Origin of the sequence: Bacillus solitudinis, assembly GCF_002797395.1 — a bacterium.
GTDB classification, from domain to species: domain Bacteria; phylum Bacillota; class Bacilli; order Bacillales; family Bacillaceae_D; genus Halalkalibacter_A; species Halalkalibacter_A solitudinis.
The window spans coordinates 4,298,061-4,316,920 of sequence record NZ_KZ454943.1; the positions used below are offsets into that span (position 1 = coordinate 4,298,061).

Below are 18,860 nucleotides of genomic sequence, written 5' to 3' on the forward strand. Positions count from 1 at the left end.
AGATGAAAGAAAAGCAGCTTAATGTTACTCATGCTAAAGAGAAAGAGGGTACTAGTAAAGTCCGAAAAAGTGATTGGAGAATTAGCTTCATTTTATTTTTTCTTGCACTTCTCGTCCGGATTCCATACATGTATGATGTCCCTCGGTTCATTGATGAGTGGAGAGAGGTGGAATTATCCGCTCGGATTGCAAGAGGTGAGGTTTGGCCGTTGCATAATACGTCCCATGACATTGGGGCATTTCATAATTATATACTGGCGGGGTTATTTAAATTATTTGGATATAGCGTGTACTTGCCACGATTATATGTAGTCCTCCTCAGTGCAGCGACCGTCGTTGTCACTTATTGGATAGCCAGACATTGGTTTGGACGACTGCCTGCCATTATCGTGGCCTCACTTTTAGCCACTAACAGCATGCATATATTTGTCACACACATGGCATGGTCAAACGTTACAACGCCATTCTTTGTAGCCTTAGCTGTACTGATCACCCTAAAGACAATCGGTCAAAAGAGGCAGTCTTTATGGGCTTTAGCTGGTTTAACCTGGGCAATAACCCTTCAGACTCATCCTTCCGTTATTGCCGTCTTATTAGGTGTGATTTTCTACCTGATAATCCATTCTGGATGGCGAGCTTTTTACCGAGAATCCGGATATCGAACAGCAATCATTGTTTTTATTGCCGGATACAGCAACATGATTATTCATAATATTATAAAACCTTTTGACTCGTTTCTTTGGGTTAAACGAAAGGACTATGCACTTAATGAGGAATTTTCAATTGGAGGTTATTTTGAAAATATTTTCGAGATGATCACAGAACTTATCCGTTCTTTGTCAAGCACGTTTCCTGACGGAGAAGGAGGGTTGAATGTGATTAGTTTACTGATCATGCTTCTCTTTATCATTGGTTTGATAGATGGCTTTCGTCGGTTAATCAGGTTTCGTCATGGGGCTCTGCTGTTGGCGATTGTGATTGCGAGTCTTCTTGTGATCCCTGTATTAAATGATCAATATGAGTTTTATTTATGGACCAGATACATCGCTTATCTTTTACCACTTTGTTTGGTCGCTATAGCTGTAGCATTTGGTGCATGGATACAACCTTGGATCGGAAACGACAAGCATAAACAATGGAATATAAAGCGTGGGATGATTTTACTGGTGGCATGGGCGCTTATTCTGACTCTGCCCCTATACCATTTATACAGTTATGCTGAGTCATATATTCAATCCGGTCGTGACAATTCTGCTGAGTTTTTAGCAATCCAAACACTCGAGTCCGACCATCAAACAATTATCGCCGTGGACAAGCAAGGTAAACAAGCCGAAGCTCTTAGCAAGATGCTTCGAGTGAAGGGATTTAACAGTCCATTGGTGGGAATAGATCCGAATGAAGGTCGTGAAGCTCAGGAGGTTCCACCGAATTGGGAAAATGAGAAAGACTTCACTTTTTACAACAGGTGGGAAACCATTTTTACGAAAGCCAACCCTAATACCTTATATGTTCTTTCCATGGATACGAAAGATAAATTAACCCTTGTTTTTGGAATGACCTGGGGGGATGAAAGAACTATCACTGGGAAAGGAGGGCATCCGACTTATTTTATCGGTCGAATTGATTCTATAGAATTTTAATTAGTGACCGCTATTTGGATGTTCTATCAATAGAAACCAAGTGGGGAGACCTTAATCCATGAATTACAGGAGTTCCGGTGGAAAAATTTCTTCAAACCCTTAATATAGTCTGTACGAGAGTTGTGTTAATAGAAATAGAATGCTTAGGACCAAAACGTTGTAGTAGCGATGCTTAAAGGCATCGCTTTACTTGTTCTTCTAACACCGCAGTTAAATGGAATAGGAAGGTATTGTTTAAGGGTTTGTCGAATAATAAGTGAATTAATTTAATTTGAGGGGTAATAAAATTGAAAATAACAGGATTAATCTTGGGAGTTATAGCTGGTCTATGCAGCATTTTTTTGTGGATTGTATTAGTTTTTTATAATCCTTACACAACTACAACATCTGAAGCTATGGCAGCTAATACATTTGTTATGTTATGCCTCCCTGCTTGTTTAGCAATTATTTCTTCTTTAATGTATAAAAAGTATCTCTTGTTAATCGCATTTATTTGGTCTTTGCCAATCAGTTTGTACTTAATGTTTACACCTGGAAGCTTTGCTTGGTTTATTGTCCCATGTATTAGTTATTTCATTTGTTTTCTTATTATGATATTAACCAAGAATAAAAGCGTAATTAATTCCTTAAATATATTCAAGTAAAAAAAATATTAGTATTATCCAGTAATAGTTTAATATGTAGTTTTTGGGCTGTTAAAATGTTTGATGCGCTTAATTGGGGAACCATATATAGAAGCATTTTCGTGGACAAGAAAAAGTAAATTACATCATAAAAGTTGAAATTTTTTAATACCACTTGATTTTTCGTTATCCATAATTTACAATTTAATTAATATACAAGAGTGATGAAGAAAAAGAGTAGGCTTTAAGGAACGTTTCAGAGAGCGGATGGTTGCTGAGAATCCGTACGGGCTTATTGTCGAATGGGTTTCTGAGCTTCTGGACTGAACTACTAGTAGGTTTAGCGGATGTCTTACCGTTAAAAAAGACTACGTATCGAAATGTTTCATTTTGTTTCTGTACGGATTAAGTGCGTTTATTTATATAAACGAATGAAGGTGGCACCGCGGGTTACTCGTCCTTGTTAGAGGATGAGTGACCCTTTTTGCGTTCTAATGTAGTTGAGTCACTACCTAAAATATCCGCTATAAAATATTGAAAGAGGTGTGCTTGAGAACAGTTCGAATTATTTTAAGAAAAATAACTTCGTCTGATATTCAAAACGTTTACCAAGTAGTCAAACAAGATAGTCGGTGTAGATTAAGTAATAGGAGTGCGATAAAAGTAACAATGGCACCGATTTATCGTACGATGAATGACTTCGCAAATGAATTGCACGTAAAATTAATTTTAAGAGGTGAGTATAGTTGAGTAAAGCTGAGCAGAGTACAAAGTTAGATTTAGAGCGTATTATTTTTATTGGGAGAACCTTTGACGAGTATTTGGATATGTTCTCACTTTCCGAAGTAGAACTACACGGGAAGAAAATACTTGATTGTCCAGCAGGGGCCTGTTCGTTTACTGCTATCGGTAACAAAACAGGTTTAGATGTAACCGCTTGTGATATTGCGTATTATCATTCGAGTGAAGCTCTAAAAACTAAAGGTCTACAAGATATTGAACACGCAATGGAGCATATGGAAAAAGCCAAAAATAATTATAAATGGGATTATTTCAATGATATAGAAGGACTTAAAAAACATCGTCTAAGTGCCTTAAATGATTGTACTAATGATATGTGTAAATCAAGCGAACACTACATCCCTGTTACTTTACCTACTTTGCCGTTTAATAATGCAGAATTTGATATCATTCTCTCTGCACATTTTCTATTCATGTATGCGGATAGATTAAATTATCAATTCCATATAGAAACGCTAAATGAATTATTAAGAGTTACGAAAGAGGAAATCCGTATTTTTCCTTTAGTTGATTTAGAAGGAAAGCGATATGAGCATTTAGATAAAATAATAAATTTTCTTGCTGAGAACGGCTGTACAGTTGAAGAAATTAAAGTACCATATGAGTTTCAAACAAATGCTAACTCAATGTTAAAAATAATAAAGGGTTAGAAAGGTGCAATCTTTTATACGATTGCATTTTTCTTCAGCTACCTGGTGTATGCCTAAACCAAGGATGCTGTTTTTCATAGAAGTAGGAGCAGAATCTTTTATTATGATTTGTTTTTTGGTGGTAAAATGGCATTGATTGGGGGATTTGTTGTGTGGAAATTGGTAGGAATGCTATTTTTGCTGTTTATAGGAGGAATCGCTGGTATTGGCGTAGTTAGTATTTTCGAAGGTAATGAGGTTTTTACAGGCTTTGTTGCCGGTTTAGCTGCAATGCTTGGTATGATTGTTATGTTACTATTGTTTATTGCGGATAAATTACATAATTTAGAAAAAGCTGTACGATACCGAGATGAAAAACCTGTTCTAACAAAAAAGAAAAAATCATTTCTTGATAAGTTTCTTGAAAATGATTTAGATAATTAAACCAAGTTGACTATTTTGGAATAAGCGGAGTACGAATTTACAGAGAAAGATTAAAAAAAGTTACCGATAGCCAAATCTTGGCTGTTCAGCATGTAAACCTTCTTGATTATGCTAATAAGATGATTGAGATAGTGCAATTTTATGTAGATCAAGAAAAGAATCCATTTTTTAATAAAATGGATTCTTTTCGGTTCGCCAAATTTACGAAACACCACTTTTATTTCAAACCAATTCTGAAAGTTTAAGGCATAGACACGCCTCTTGAACTTACATAAAGGGTATACCATTCGTCCCGCGTTAATGTCACATTCATAGCTTCCGCACAGGCTTTAATTCGATTTGGGTTTATTGTACCAATAACAGGTTGTATCATCGCGGGATGTTTCATTAACCACGCAAGAACAATAGCTTCTGTTGAGCTCCCTTTTTCTTCAGCTAGCTTGTGTACAAGAGCAGCCGTCTCCCGTATGTTCTCGTTTTCATTTTCGATATTTTTCCCAGTGAATAAACCTTTTGCGAGAGAGCCCCATGACTGTATCTGGATGTTCTCCATTTGACAAAATTCTAATGTGCCCTCAGGAAAAATATTATTGCGCGCAGCTTTTTGGTTCACATGCACACCCGTTTCAAGCCATCCGATTTTATGTAAGCTCATTTCCAATTGGTTGGCAATTATTTTTTCGCTACAATGTTGTTGCAGCAAGCGTATTTGACCAGCGCTCATGTTCGAAACGCCAAAATTCCTCACTTTACCGGAAGATTTAAGCTGATGAAAGGCTTCGCCAACTTCACGGGCATCCATGAGGGCATCAGGACGATGCAATAATAGGACATCCAAGTAGTCAATGCCAAGTCTTGAAAGAATGCCATCAACACTGTCTAAAATATATGATTTGGAAAAATCATAGCGAGTAGGCAGTCCTTTTTCTTCATCTGGAAAACGTATGCCTACTTTTGATTGAATGATAATTTTTTCACGAAGGGTTGGTTTCTCTCTTAGCACTTGTCCAAAGACGGATTCAGCTTTTCCGAATGCATAGATGTCTGCATGATCAAACATATTAATTCCAGATGATAACGCAGCTTCCACCGCCTCATGTGCTACAGTAATGTGTTCAGGTTGAATGGCCTCGCGGTTCCATCCTCCACCGAGTCCCATGCATCCAAAAATAAGTTGATTTGCCGTTAAGCCATAGTCATTGATTGGTAGTGTTTTCAAACCTCGATCATCTCCTCGTGTAATTATTCATTAACTATTTTTCCATTTGATATGTAGATGTAGCTTAAATCGTCGTATTTTCAATGTAATCTAATTTGATTAGGTTATCAAGGAAAGAGGGTGAATAGGGTATTTCATCACCTTAAAGTAAGGTTTAATAATTGAGGCATAAATAATAAGTAAATTTTAAGGCGCGCACTGCATTTTAACATATTAATTTATCCTTTTTCGTATTGAAAAATGACCTATGCAAATACTAAAGGTTACCATGTTAAAGGAGGCTGAGCTTATGGCGAAAGCAAATAAAGGAATTAAAAATAAAACAAATGGTAGTCGTCATTTAGACGGGGGGCCTATTAGTAATGACTTAACTAGCGATAATGCATTTAGTGACAATGGCTTAGAAAATGAGAAACAAACGCTTAAAGCTAATCATAAAGGTAAATAATGAACAACCTCTAAGCTTTCCTTAGAATCAAACAACAAGAATCAAACATCCTGATAGTAAAAGGGGGCTGAACAAATGACGAGAAATAAATTACTCGTTCCCGAGGCGCACTCTGCAGTCAATCAGTTCAAAGGACAAGTTATGAATAGGAAAGGGTATCAAGCCTCCACACCTGAAGAGGTTAAATATGAGGTTGCCAAAGATCTCGATATCCCCCTAAGACGAGGTGACAATGGCGAATTAACATCAAAACAGGCTGGACGAGTCGGCGGTCAAATTGGCGGTTCTATGGTCAAAGAAATGATTAAAATCGCCCAAAATAAGCTATCTGAAGAGAAATGAACGTTTACTGATTAGATATTAGGAGGAACGAGATGGACTCTTTCAATAAGAAACAGCAAAATCAATCGAACAACGTGGAACAAGCGACCCAGAATAAATCGAACAATTCAAAAGCAAAACAGACAGGTAACGCCCAAAAAGATGGGTTTCGTTATGACTATGATGACTCTTCCGATTTAAAGTAAGATGTGGAGATTATTGAAGCTTATGTATAGAGGATATCAAAAGGAATGACTCCTTTGATATCCTTTTGTTGATAAGAGAATCGAGGATACACATGAATTGCAGTCTGTTATATTGCTTAGGGGCCATAATAATTACATCATATTTTTAAAGAGAGACGGTTCTTTTTTGTTTTTGACTAAAATAACACATTTCTTTAAAGCCAATTTCTTTTAATCTTTGTTGTACAGCCTGAAATTCATCACCAACACGGTCAGGATGATGGGCATCGGAACCAAATGTGACGCTAACATTGTAGTGCAAGGCTCTTTCTAAAATATCATCTGCAGGGTACCAGCCACCACAATCTTTTGTTTTTCCTGATGTATTAATCTCAATTGCGATACCTTGTTCTCCAATAACACGTAAGGTTGGTTCGATGATATTTGTCTGAATCCCAGAAAACTCGGGGTAAAAGCCTTTCATTGCATCAATGTGACCGAGAATTTGAAACAATCCGCTACGAGCAGACTTTTCAATAAGATGATAATAGTTTTCTTTCGTTTCGATTTTTTGTCGCTCGGATAAGCCTTCCCAGCGTCCTTTTTCAAAAATATTACTATCACCCACAAAGTGAACGGAGCCAATAACATAGTCGAAAGGGTGTTTCGTTAAATTGTTTCGATAGACGTCAATATGTTCTAGAAAGAAATCACTTTCAATACCAAGAAGAACGTCTATTTTACCCTTATAGGCTTCTTTTAACCGTAAGACTTCTTCCACATAACGGGTCAATTCTTGTTTACTCATCGCTATTTTCGGAAAAAGTTGGTCTTCCTCACTATAAAAAAAAGGCGTGTGATCAGAAATCCCAATCACGTCTAATCCGCATTCAATCCCTGCTTTAATATACTCTTCAATCGTTCCAATCGCATGACCGCAGCGTTCGTGGTGAGTATGTAAATCAAATTTCACTCAAGTAACACCCTTTCTAAAAATAGGTTATAAGGCTGTGAAAGAATTTGAAGCATTTCTATGATAGAAAAGTGTAGGTTTTCAGATGGCCTCTTTCTGTATAATTCAACAAACTCCAGGTTAAACCTTTATATTTCTATTTCAAATTCGTAAGAACATCAAGCTAATATAGATTGGTTACTTATTGTCTAAAGATATCCATGATAAGTTGGTTTTAAATATGAGGAATGTACATAATCTATCATTGTTTTAAAGTCAAAAACAGGAAGTTTTACTTTGTCTTGAATGGTTCTCGAATAAGGGGGGAGGAAGCTGCATTCGAGTAAAATGATTTTAATACTTTTGTCTTCTTTTATTAGATTTAAAGTTGTTGTAATAATTTCTTGCTCATTTTTTTCATAATCTAACGTTCCGCTTTCGGCAATGCAAGCATTATAAAAATGTTTCGTATTTTCTAGGCCGCCTATTTTCACACGATTTTTTTCAATCCCAACCTCTTCTAGTACCCTGTCTGTAAGTTGTGTTGAATCGGCTGTTACTATCCCAACTTTGTCTTCTTTATCAAGCATAAGAAGCATAAAAGGTAGCTGTAGTAAACTTGAAAGAAAAACAGGGACATTCAATGCTCTTCGTAATTCTTTTTGGTAAAGGAGCAAAAAGCCACAATCTCCTGTAATGGCTTTTGCTCCATCCTGAACAAGTTCTTTCCCTTTTGAGATTAGTTCTGGTAGCACACTTGAATCCATAGCAACCATTTTCTTAGCTGTGATATTTTTTAATGTTCGATAAAGCACAGGGTAGGGAAACGTTGTAGCATTGCCCACATCGCCTGGAATCATTGGTACAAAGGTATCTAGCATTAATATACCAATTGTGTGCCCGTAGAATACTTGTCCTTTATTTGCATGATAAATCATCATTGGCCCCTTCCGTTTATGGTAACTTTAGTATCACCAGCACGTTTCCACCTTATTAGGGGAAATAAGTCTAAATATCCAAGTTAGGAAGGGGGCATACCCTAAACGGGGTACCGCCAACATTTTAACGAAAACTTACGCTAAGACAAAATATGGATTATAAAAGCCTAATTTCTGACGCTAAAGAAAGTTAGGCTTTTTGAGGGTTGTTGTACGTTAATTTAAAAGAAGCGTGTGAAATATTAATAAAAGTTCACTTGTAGCAATCACCTTTATAAAAAAGTGAAAGCACTTACAAAAAAGTGTTGACATCAGATTGGTTTTGACTTTATAATAAATCTAGTTAATCGATTACGTAATCGATTTTATAACAAATGAGATTTGGTGATTAGTATGAAAAATAAAAATGGTGTACGTATTAAAGATGTTGCTGAGAAAGCTAAAGTATCTACTGCAACAGTATCACATGTAATTAATAAAACTAGATATGTATCTGAAGAAATTAGTAAAAAAGTGAATGAGGTAATGAAGGAACTTAACTACCAACCCAATTCTGCAGCAAGAAGTTTAAGAAGTTCTAGGACAAATACAATAGGATTTATCATTCCATTAAAACGTGAGGACACTTCAAAATCTTTTTTTATGCACATTGCAGAAGGTATCGAGGAAAAATTAAAAAGTAAGGGGTATAATTTAATATTCAGTAATTCAAAAGAAGATCCCGAACAAGAATTAAACCTTATAAAAATGTTTAACACACAAGTTGATGGTTTAATTTTGGCTCCTACAAACGAAGACTTTAAGAACATAAAAGACACGGTTGATAGTAACTTCCCAATAGTCATGATTGATAGATTGCCTATTGGTTATGATGGAGATTATGTTTTAGTAGATAATTTTCAAGGGACATATGAAGGGGTCACTGATTTGATTCAATCTGGTTATAATAATATTGGCTTTTTAAGTTCTGGCTTAGGAATAACTACTTCTATTGAAAAATTTGAAGCTTTCAGAGTTGGAATAAAAAATGACAACATATATTTTAATCCTAATAATGAAAGATTTGAAGCATACAAGGCTGCACTATCAAATAATAAAGTAAGTTTTAATCCCAATTATGTATTATTTGGTGAGTCCTCTTTTCAATCAGGATATGATCTTACTAATCAATTAATATCAAAAGGCATCGATGCTTTATTTATAGCGAACAACATAATGACTATGGGTTCGATTTTATGTATTCAAGAACAGAAAATGAAAATTCCAAATGACATTGCTGTTATCTGTTATGACAATTATGACTGGACAGAAATTACTACTCCACCCCTGTCAGCAATTAAACAACCTGCATTTGATATAGGTGTGCGAGCTGCAGAGTCGATTCTGAACAGAATAAAAAATCCCAACTCTAATTGGGACCAAATTCAATTAAAGACCGAAAATCTAAAAAGATCTTCGTATTAAATTGATTTTGTACGATTTACGTAATCGATTACGTAATCGATTGCGGAATCGCACAAAAAATAGTAGTTGTAAGGTATATTAATTAAAGGAGGTGTCATTTTTTTAGCAGTACTATTTAAAAATATATTTATTATGAGAAGGTATGAAGGGGGTAATTAATTTGAGGAAATCACCATTTCTAATTGGTATTTCATTACTTATTGTGTTGGTATCTGCTTGTAGTTCGGATAATGAAGTCAGTAATAATACAAATAAAAGTAATAGTGATCAGACATTAACCGTTCTTGTTGAAGGTGGTAGTCCAGCTCAAACAGTTGCAGAGCTTACAAAAGAAGAGTTCGAAGAAAATACTGGCTATGAGGTTATCATCGAGTCAGTACCATATTCAGGTGTATATGACAGAATGAGAACAGAATTAACGTCTGGTGCGGGGGCCTTCGACGTTGCAACAATTGATACCATTTGGTTACCGGCTCTTTACAAAGGCTTAGAGCCAATTCAAGAAGAAATAACTGATGATATGGAGAACGATTTATTCCCTGGTTTAATAGACGGGGCTTCAATGGATGGAAATGTTTATGGGCTCCCGACTTGGACAAACTCTAAAATTCTACTCTACAGGAAAGATTTATTTAATGACTCCAATAATCAAGATGAATTTTCTGAGGAATTCGGGTATGAGCTTTCACCTCCGGAAACTTGGGATCAATACAAGGATGTAGCCAGTTTCTTTGGAAAAAATGAGAAGTATCCTGAATTATATGGTACTAGTGTTTTTGGAGCCACGTCAGGTGACTCAGTGGCGAGTTGGTTAGATCATGTGGCTCAGGCTGGGGCGGAATCCTTAGTGATTGATGAATCTGGTGAAGTTATTGTAAATGACGAGAACCATGTAGCAGCTTTAGAATTTCTTAATGATTTAGTGAATGAGGAAGGTGTAGTTCCAGAAGGGGTTCTGGAAACAGCTTCGGCAGAAACATCAGAATTATTTTATAATGGTAAGTTAGCAATGATGTTAGCATGGGGGCATTTCTTTGTTCCTTCAAATGATCCAGATACATCAGATGTAGCCGGGGATGTAGGTGCGGCTCCAATGATTGCAGGAGATGGCGGAATAGGTGTTGTCCCTGGGCCTTGGTATCAGGTCATTCCATCTTCATCACAGAAAAAGGATATTGCTAAAGAATATTTGTTATTTTTGTACGAAAATAATGAATTGTATGCAGATGCTCTAGGTGTTGCTGCTAGACAGTCAGTCTTCGAAGAGTATGGTCAACAAGAGGAGTTTGCACATTTAAACGAGTTAGCTACCACATTAAACGGAAACCAAACTCAAAATAGACCGTCAACGGAAAAATGGGAAGAAATTGAAAGCGAAGCCTTACTTCCAGCAGTTCAAAGTGTATTTAGTGGTTCACTAACACCGCAAGAAGCCTTAGATAAGGCGAAAGAAGTAATTAAAGGAATAGTGAACTAGAGATAACTAAATTTAAATGGGTAGGGGACATCCCTATCCATTTAAAAAATATTATCGAAGTGAGTGATAGTATGACAAAAGAATCGAGAGTTTCCATTTATTTTTTCGCTCCTGCAGGAATTTTTATGTTAGTTTTTTTGTTCTTTCCTGTAGCCTTGCTAGTTAGAGATAGTTTCTTTGAAATCGATATGATTGCTCAAGGTAGAGGTACATTTGTCGGTTTGAGTAATTACATTGAGGCAATAAGATCTGAAAGATTTATTGATACAACAATGAACACGATCATTTATGTCGTAGTAGCAGTAGGTTTCGAATTAGTACTAGGATTATTTTTTGCTTTGTTATTGAATACTGCTTTTAAAGGGCATGGTATTGTAAGAACAATAATGCTAGCTCCGTTAATGCTAGCCCCTTTAGTAACAGGTTTAATATGGAGATTCATGTTAAATAACCAATTTGGAATAGTAAATAAGCTACTCTACGATTTTAACATTACTTCAAGTAGACATGCAATTCAATGGTTATCAGATGAGAGATTTGCTTTACTATCGACAATAATTGCGGATATATGGTTAACAACTCCATTTATGATGTTAGTTTTATTAGCCGGACTTCAAGGGATTTCTAAAACATTATATGAATCAGCCGATATTGATGGGGCGAATAAAATACAAACATTTCTCTATGTGACGCTACCATCGCTGTTTCCAGTAATGATTGTAGCTGTGCTCATTCGGACCGTTGATGCTGCTAGAACCTTTGATATTGTATGGGTGTTAACACAAGGGGGACCATCAAATTCATCAGAAGTATTAAGCACTTACATGTACAAAACACTTACTAGATATGGGCAAGTTGGAGAATCAAGTGCAATGGCAGTAATATTCATTACTCTCTTGTTAGTAATAAGCTCATACTTCTTAATAGCAATGTTCAAGGCTAACAAGAAATAGAAAGGAAGATATAAATTGAGTCAACCTAATGCAAGAATTTCTAATGAGAATACGCTAGGAAGACTATTTAAGAAGAATAAAACAATTATCGGTTTAATTACCACTGTCCTAGCACTACTATTTATTAGTCCATATATCTATATAGTCTTGACGTCTATTAAACCTTCATCAGATGCGATCAGTCCATCACCAACATTTTTTCCGCGAGAATTATCATTCGAAAACTATGTGACAATGTTTAATCAGATGCCCATTGCAAGATACTTTTTCAATAGTTTTATTACAGCTTCAATTAGTACAATATTAGCTGTTTTCTTAGGAGCGCTTGCAGCATATGGACTGTCTAGGTTTTCTTCGAAAACAGGGAATATATTCCTTCTACTAACATTGTGTGTTCGAATGGTCCCAATGATCAGTATAGCAATACCGATGTATATTATCATTAATGGAATGGGGCTAATTGATACTAGAGTTGCCTTAATCATTACCTATACGGCCATCAATGTTCCTTTTGCAATATGGCTCATGATCGGATTTTTCAAAAATATTCCAAAAGAATTTGATGAAGCAGCTAGAATTGATGGGTGCAATATTTTAACAGCATTTATTAAAGTGATACTTCCTGTATCTCTCCCTGGATTAGCTACAGCGGCAATATTTTGTTTCATGTTAGCCTGGAATGATTTCTTATTTGCATTACTATTGACTAGTACCAAAGCAAAAACTGCGACTGTTGGAATTTCAGAATTTTTGACAGCATATAACTTGGATCTAGGCCCAATGACAGCTGCCGCTGTAAGTTTCAGTTTGCCAGTAATGGTATTTTCAATCTTAGTTCAGAGGTACATTGTCAGTGGTATGACACTAGGTGCTGTAAAAGAATAATAAGTGTATTTTAGAACACTAGTGTTGCTACCTCCAGATAATGGATTCACATCATCGAAGAGAAGTCAGTGCTGCAAGGAACGTTTTCCCTACCAGTCGCACTTTCTTAAATGTATAAAATAGCTAAATGGACACTGCTGTTTTGCGATTTTACTCTATAAGTAGTGCTTACCTATCTAATTTGGTCGGCGAAAGTTAAGTGAGAACTTATACGAAATCTAATTATTGTTTTAAATTATTCTATATTGAAATAGGAGAATTCTATGATGATATATCATGAGAAAGAAAAACAAAAAGCAAATGATTTTATTACCAAGCTAAGGAAAGAAACACAAAAGAGCCAGTACAGGTTGAATTATCATTTTATGGCACCTACTGGTTGGATTAATGATCCTAATGGTCTTGTCTTCTATAAAGGTGAGTACCATATTTTTTATCAACATGATCCTTATAGTCCAGAATGGGGGCCAATGCATTGGGGACATGCAAAGAGTCGAGATTTAATTAATTGGGACCACTTGCCAATTGCTTTAGCTCCTTCAGAGGAATATGACAATGGAACAGTTAATGATCATGGGTGCTTTTCAGGTAGTGCTATTGTTAAAAATGATCATTTATATCTGTTTTATACGGGTCACTCAATTGAAAAAGATCCAATGCAAGTTCAATGTATGGCGACCAGCCAAGATGGAATAAACTTCAAAAAGCATGACGGAAATCCCATAATTACTGACTTTCCGAAAGATGGAACAAAGGATTTTCGTGATCCTAAAGTATGGCAGTACGAAGAATTTTTTTATATGATTGTTGGCTCAAAAAAAGATGGAATAGGTAAAGCGCTCTTATATCAATCTAAAGATCTTTATGAATGGAAATATATCGGAGTAGTAGCCGAGAGTGATGGAACTCAAGGAGATATGTGGGAATGTCCAGATTTGTTTTCATTGGATAATAAGGATGTCCTTATCGTCTCACCTATGTACGGCACAAAAAACGAAAAACCATTTTATACCATCGGTCATATGAGCTACAAGACTAAACAATTTACCCAAGGACAAGAATATACTTTAGATTATGGTTCTGATTTTTATGCACCACAAACTTTCGTAGATGATAAAAATAGGCGCATTATGATTGCATGGATGGACATGTGGTTTACACATAAACCATCTCAGAAAGAAGGATGGGCTGGTGCGATGACTTTCCCTCGTGAATTGAAAGTCATTGATAATAAATTATACCAACTGCCAGTTAAGGAGATAGAATCTTTAAGAGAGAATCTAAAAGAATTTCAGTCATTCCAATATGAAAATGAATATATGATAGATTCTCAACAATCTGTATCGTCTGAGATTCAAATTGTCTACGATATCGCACAAAGTACCTCAAATGAGTTCGGTTTATTTGTTAGGTCAAGTGAAGATGGTCACGAACTAACGAAAATTATAATAGATATAATGAAACAAGAAGTCATTGTGGACCGTAATTTATCTGGAACTGGTGAAAAAAGTGTTTCGCGAGCTCCTATTTCACTTATAAATGGTAAATTAGAATTAAGAATATTATTAGATACAACTTCAGTTGAATTGTTTATAAACGGTGGAGAGCAAGTTATTACAAAGCGTATCTTCCCAAATCTAAACAGCAATTTATGTAAGCTATTTGCATCAGCAGGGAAAATAAAAATTGAAGACCTTAAAGTATGGTCAATCAAAAAAGTAATAGATTGAGGAGGAAGAAAATTGTTAGGAGCTATAGAGGCAGGAGGCACAAAGTTTGTATGTGCAGTTGCAGATGAAGACTTTAACATTATCGATCGTGTTTCGTTTCCTACAACGATTCCTTCAGAGACATGTTCCAATGTATTTCAGTTCTTTGACCAATATGAACTGAAGTCAATGGGGATAGGTTCCTTTGGGCCAATTGAAGTTGATATAAATTCTTCAAAATACGGATTTGTGACAGACACACCTAAAAAATATTGGAGTAATTTTGATTTCTTGGGAACGATGAAAAAAAGGTATAACATTCCTATTTTTTGGACGACGGATGTGAATGCTGCTGCATACGGGGAAAAAATTCGGGGGGCCGCTATAAATAGTAAAAGCTGTCTGTACTTAACAGTAGGAACAGGAATCGGGGGAGGAATGATCATAAATGATCAAATTCTCGAAGGATTTAGTCATCCGGAAATGGGGCATATTTTAGTTCGCAAGCATGAAAGTGACCTATTTGTAGGTGCTTGTCCCTTTCATAAGGATTGCTTGGAAGGAATGGCGTCTGGTAAAGCTATTGAAGAACGGTTTAACAAAAAAGGTAACGAACTTTCCGAGAGCGACTCATTTTGGGAGATTGAAGCCAATTATATGGCCCAAGCACTTATGTCATATACATTAACACTTAGACCAGAGATAATTATCCTCGGTGGCGGTGTGATGGCGCAGGACCATTTACTTCACTCAATCAGAAGTCAATTTGAAAAACTTTTAAACCGATACGTTTACACACCACAACTTACAAGTTATATAGTTTCACCAGGTTTAAAAGGTGATGCTGGTATTGTCGGTGCGTTATTATTAGCAGAAAAAGTAAAGCAAGGGAAATAAATTGTATAAGGTAAGTGGAAAAATAAAAGGGGGGCATAACCCCTTTTTGCTTTTCCAATACTCAATAGAGTCCTAAAGCATAAGTTTCTAGCTTTAGTATGGAAAGTTGATAGAAGATTTTTGTTAGTATCAAGGAGTCTCTCAAATGAAAATTAGTATAATGATATTATTCTTGCAATGTATTGAAGTTTTTAGAAAGCGCTTTTCGTTTTAAATGAAAGATAATAAGAATTGAGTGAGTTCATAAAGTCTTATGAAGTATCTGAACGTCTATAGGAAAATACTGATTTTTCTTGTCAAGTAATAATCCTTCTGAGCGAAAATAATCAGAAAAGTTGCAGGAAAAGCACGAATTCGTAAGGCTTACTTCCAGCTAAATCAAGGAAAAAGTAGTTTATGAACAAACACACTAAATCGATAGGAGAATTTATTTATGGCTAGTAAAAATTATTACGACGTAACAGAGTGGCCTGTCGGTAATCCGTATGAGGATATTGGTGAGGTAATCAATAGCATTATAGCAGATATTAAAAGTAGGCAAACGGACACTGATGTGAATAAAGGCGGAAAGCCGGGTGCGGTTATCTATATTCCACCGGGAGATTATCATCTTGGCAGTCAAGTAGTTATAGACATCAGTTATCTTAAAATTATGGGTTCTGGACACGGGTTTACATCTTCGAGTATTCGTTTTAATACGTCCGAGACTGAATGGGCGGATTTGCATGAATTGTGGCCGGGGGGAAGTCGCATACTCGTAGATATTCCCCTAGAAGTGAATGACGAGGAATATAACGGAGCTGCATTTTATGTTGAACGAAGTGGAAATCCCCGAATAAGTTCGGTAGAGTTTTCTGACTTTTGTATTGATGGTTTGCATTTTATTGAAGATGGTTCAGGAGAAACAAATCCGGAAAACACATACACTAACGGGAAAACGGGTATTTATGTTGCAAGTGCTTGTGACTCATTTCGGATTACAGGCATGGGGTTTGTGTATTTAGAGCATGGAATTACTATTTATCATGCAGATGCACTGACTATACATGATAATTTCATAGCTGAATGTGGTAACTGTATAGAACTACGAGGGTGGGGACAGGCTTCAAAAATAACCGATAACTTGATAGGAGCCGGTTTTAAAGGATATTCAATTTACGCTCAAAATTTTGGTGGACTTTTGATTACAGCGAATAATGTTTTTCCACGAGGTGCGAGCAGTATCTATTTTGATGGTGTGACACGTTCGAGTATCACAAATAATAGACTTCATTCATTTTATCCAGGAATGGTGGTATTCAGGGAAAATTGTTCGGAAAACTTGGTTTCTTCAAATCACTTTTTACGTGACCATGAACCTTGGACTCCTTTTCTGGGAATAGACAATGGTTTAGATGATTTGTATGGTCTCCTCTATATTAGTGGCAATAATAATTCTGTAATTGCTAATCACTTTTCTGAAGTAATTAATACTCAGAACCTCAAGCCGGTAGGTGCCACACCTGTAATCATACGTATTGTTTCGGGTAATGGAAATTATATTTCTAGTAATCATGTTGTTGCCAACGAGGTTCATGCCAAGATGAGTGATTCTTGTTTCTCTGCGCAAGTAGACGCTTTGTTGACTACCGAAGCATCAGATCCGCTTACCGTAACAACAGTATTGGTAGAAAAAGAATCGCTTCAAAATACGATTCTTGATTCGGGAAGTGATGCACAGGTTGTTATGGACAAGACTGTAAATGCATTCAGAGCCACTCCAACGCCAGGAGCATAAATTGGAATACAGTTTATCTCACAGGAGCCACTAATCATTTAAAACAAAATGCGGAGTTAGAGGAAGACTTGTTACCTCATGTTTCACCTCTAGCATGGGAACATATTAATTTCCTTTGTGAATACAAGTTCGCTTCCATTAGTAAAACTAGTTTACAATCTTTACCTTCATTGAACACAACTAAAGCCGAAATTCCCTTAGCGTAGGGAATTTCGGCTTTTCTGTTCCAACTATTGTCTTAGTGTATATTTCCGTTAAAATGTTGGCTGTACCCTTAAATAAGAGGATGCTAAGGGGAGTAGTTGGACAGATAAAGTCCAAGGAAAAAGCCCACAACGATGAGCTTTAATTATTTACCGATTTTCTGTTCCGCCACCCCAAATACTTCTACCACCAGTATGGGCAGTTTGTTGATGTGTGTTTTCATCGACGAATTGCAGAACACCAGGTTCTTCGTAATGATGCCAATCGAAACCAGTCGGAGTCTGACCATACTCTAGTTCAATAACTTGAGATGGAGATAAGCCCAATTCATTTGCAAGTTCTGGGTTTTCCTGTATCGATTGATAGAGTGTTTCATTCGCGATGTTAAAATGAGCACGGTCACTTTCTAAATAGACTTCTTCCGCTAATACAACACTAAATTTCGATTCAAAGACAGGAAATGTTCCAGTTTGGTCACCATTCGCTAATTCAATCGTTTTGGTTTCAAAAGGCACCCCTGTTTCTGGATGTACCTCACCTGCTAAACTTCCATTTCTTGTATCAAGGCTCTCAGCTTCGGCTGTGTACGACCCATCCACGAGATCCATGACACCAATGGCTAAACCAGCAACAGCTACAACTTTTCCGAGGTTTTTCGTCCCTGCAATAATCTGATCTTTATCGCCAATCATCACTCCATTAAACGTCGTTCCAACACTTTTGGCGGTACATGTAATGGAAGAGCCAATGCCTTTTAATGTTCGTCCTGAAGAATCTTTGATGTCACCCCAGCCTTCTTGTTTATGTAAATCACCCTTTGTAATCACGCCATACGTCCCTTGGATTGTCCCGTCAGCAAACTGTGTCACAGAATCGATTGCGCCTTGTGAAGCTTCAATAACTGTATGACCAACTTCTCCTAGATACGTTCCGAGTTTTTCATTTTTCTTGGAAATTGCATTACTGACAAAGTCTACCCCTGTTTTAGCGGTTCCTCCAGCGACACTATTGACAGCTTTTCCCATTACTCGTAGTAGACCCATAATTTTCGCTCCATTCAAATAATATATCCCTGATTATAGCATTTAGATTGATTCATAGTCATTCTAAATACCTAATTTAAACGTATTAATTCTAAAGAATCTAGATTAGATTTAGTAAGCTGAAATATACTATCATAACTTAATATTTTAAAAATGAGATAGATTATAAAGACAATAATGAGTCTATTACGTAAAAGACAGGTTGTAACTATAGCAGAATCTTTTTTTAAAATCGTGAAACTTTTGTCGAA

The 18,860-nt window shown here is 36.3% G+C and carries 19 protein-coding genes and 1 other annotated feature; of the genes, 15 read left to right on the forward strand and 4 right to left on the reverse strand.

Annotated features, from left to right (window positions below):
* Nucleotides 1-2 precede the first annotated feature (2 nt).
* The 4 genes from CEF19_RS21120 to CEF19_RS21140 all read left to right on the forward strand — a co-directional run bounded on the left by CEF19_RS21120 (nt 3) and on the right by CEF19_RS21140 (nt 4,137).
* A complete protein-coding gene (locus tag CEF19_RS21120; RefSeq protein WP_100407870.1) occupies nt 3-1,640 on the forward strand; it encodes an ArnT family glycosyltransferase in 1,638 nt (545 codons plus the stop codon).
* 838 nt (nt 1,641-2,478) lie between these two features.
* Nucleotides 2,479-2,728, forward strand: a binding site (T-box leader).
* 84 nt (nt 2,729-2,812) lie between these two features.
* Nucleotides 2,813-3,013 (forward strand): hypothetical protein, encoded by a 201-nt coding sequence (locus CEF19_RS21130; protein WP_100407872.1) that lies wholly within the window; start codon nt 2,813-2,815, stop codon nt 3,011-3,013.
* Nucleotides 3,010-3,714, forward strand: a complete 705-nt coding sequence (locus CEF19_RS21135; RefSeq protein WP_100407873.1) for an SAM-dependent methyltransferase — start codon at nt 3,010-3,012, stop codon at nt 3,712-3,714. Before CEF19_RS21130 ends, CEF19_RS21135 begins: the two co-directional genes overlap by 4 nt.
* Before the next feature lie 150 nt (nt 3,715-3,864).
* A complete protein-coding gene (locus CEF19_RS21140) occupies nt 3,865-4,137 on the forward strand; it encodes a hypothetical protein (protein ID WP_157801045.1) in 273 nt (90 codons plus the stop codon).
* A 241-nt stretch (nt 4,138-4,378) separates the two neighbouring features.
* Here CEF19_RS21140 and CEF19_RS21145 read toward each other — a convergent pair whose 3' ends face one another.
* On the reverse strand, nt 4,379-5,356 hold the full coding sequence (locus CEF19_RS21145) for an aldo/keto reductase (protein WP_227522049.1): 978 nt from the start codon (nt 5,354-5,356) through the stop codon (nt 4,379-4,381).
* 289 nt (nt 5,357-5,645) lie between these two features.
* On the opposite strand from CEF19_RS21145, the gene CEF19_RS23365 reads away from it, so the two are divergent.
* The 3 genes from CEF19_RS23365 to CEF19_RS23370 all read left to right on the forward strand — a co-directional run bounded on the left by CEF19_RS23365 (nt 5,646) and on the right by CEF19_RS23370 (nt 6,331).
* Nucleotides 5,646-5,804, forward strand: a complete 159-nt coding sequence (locus CEF19_RS23365; RefSeq protein WP_157801046.1) for a hypothetical protein — start codon at nt 5,646-5,648, stop codon at nt 5,802-5,804.
* 75 nt (nt 5,805-5,879) lie between these two features.
* Nucleotides 5,880-6,146, forward strand: a complete 267-nt coding sequence (locus CEF19_RS21150; protein WP_100407875.1) for an alpha/beta-type small acid-soluble spore protein — start codon at nt 5,880-5,882, stop codon at nt 6,144-6,146.
* 32 nt (nt 6,147-6,178) lie between these two features.
* Nucleotides 6,179-6,331, forward strand: a complete 153-nt coding sequence (locus tag CEF19_RS23370) for a hypothetical protein (protein WP_157801047.1) — start codon at nt 6,179-6,181, stop codon at nt 6,329-6,331.
* A gap of 145 nt (nt 6,332-6,476) precedes the next feature.
* Here the strand turns inward: CEF19_RS23370 and CEF19_RS21155 are convergent, their stop codons facing one another.
* On the reverse strand, nt 6,477-7,283 hold the full coding sequence (locus tag CEF19_RS21155; RefSeq protein ID WP_100407876.1) for a histidinol-phosphatase: 807 nt from the start codon (nt 7,281-7,283) through the stop codon (nt 6,477-6,479).
* A gap of 188 nt (nt 7,284-7,471) precedes the next feature.
* Nucleotides 7,472-8,203 (reverse strand): aspartate/glutamate racemase family protein, encoded by a 732-nt coding sequence (locus CEF19_RS21160; RefSeq protein ID WP_227522050.1) that lies wholly within the window; start codon nt 8,201-8,203, stop codon nt 7,472-7,474.
* A gap of 390 nt (nt 8,204-8,593) precedes the next feature.
* On the opposite strand from CEF19_RS21160, the gene CEF19_RS21165 reads away from it, so the two are divergent.
* From CEF19_RS21165 to CEF19_RS21200, 8 genes are all read left to right on the forward strand, one after another.
* Nucleotides 8,594-9,664, forward strand: a complete 1,071-nt coding sequence (locus tag CEF19_RS21165; protein ID WP_100407878.1) for a LacI family DNA-binding transcriptional regulator — start codon at nt 8,594-8,596, stop codon at nt 9,662-9,664.
* A 160-nt stretch (nt 9,665-9,824) separates the two neighbouring features.
* Nucleotides 9,825-11,141, forward strand: a complete 1,317-nt coding sequence (locus CEF19_RS21170; protein WP_100407879.1) for an ABC transporter substrate-binding protein — start codon at nt 9,825-9,827, stop codon at nt 11,139-11,141.
* Nucleotides 11,142-11,200: 59 nt separating this feature from the next.
* Entirely contained in the window at nt 11,201-12,094 is an 894-nt protein-coding gene (locus CEF19_RS21175) for a carbohydrate ABC transporter permease (RefSeq protein ID WP_227522051.1), read from the forward strand.
* A gap of 15 nt (nt 12,095-12,109) precedes the next feature.
* Nucleotides 12,110-12,979, forward strand: a complete 870-nt coding sequence (locus tag CEF19_RS21180; protein WP_100407881.1) for a carbohydrate ABC transporter permease — start codon at nt 12,110-12,112, stop codon at nt 12,977-12,979.
* Nucleotides 12,980-13,242: 263 nt separating this feature from the next.
* Nucleotides 13,243-14,709, forward strand: coding sequence for a glycoside hydrolase family 32 protein (locus CEF19_RS21185; RefSeq protein WP_100407882.1), 1,467 nt, complete (start codon nt 13,243-13,245; stop codon nt 14,707-14,709).
* A 12-nt stretch (nt 14,710-14,721) separates the two neighbouring features.
* Complete coding sequence (locus tag CEF19_RS21190; protein WP_100407883.1) at nt 14,722-15,585, forward strand: ROK family protein; 864 nt, start codon at nt 14,722-14,724, stop codon at nt 15,583-15,585.
* 433 nt (nt 15,586-16,018) lie between these two features.
* Nucleotides 16,019-17,362: a NosD domain-containing protein gene (locus tag CEF19_RS21195; protein ID WP_100407884.1), complete on the forward strand. Its 1,344-nt coding sequence runs from the start codon at nt 16,019-16,021 to the stop codon at nt 17,360-17,362.
* Nucleotides 17,359-17,568: a transposase gene (locus CEF19_RS21200; protein WP_227522121.1), complete on the forward strand. Its 210-nt coding sequence runs from the start codon at nt 17,359-17,361 to the stop codon at nt 17,566-17,568. Before CEF19_RS21195 ends, CEF19_RS21200 begins: the two co-directional genes overlap by 4 nt.
* Nucleotides 17,569-17,715: 147 nt before the next feature.
* Here CEF19_RS21200 and CEF19_RS21205 read toward each other — a convergent pair whose 3' ends face one another.
* The gene (locus CEF19_RS21205; protein ID WP_100407885.1) at nt 17,716-18,609 is read right to left on the reverse strand and encodes an HNH endonuclease; all 894 of its coding nucleotides are present in this window, start codon (nt 18,607-18,609) and stop codon (nt 17,716-17,718) included.
* Between the last annotated feature and the right edge of the window lie 251 nt (nt 18,610-18,860).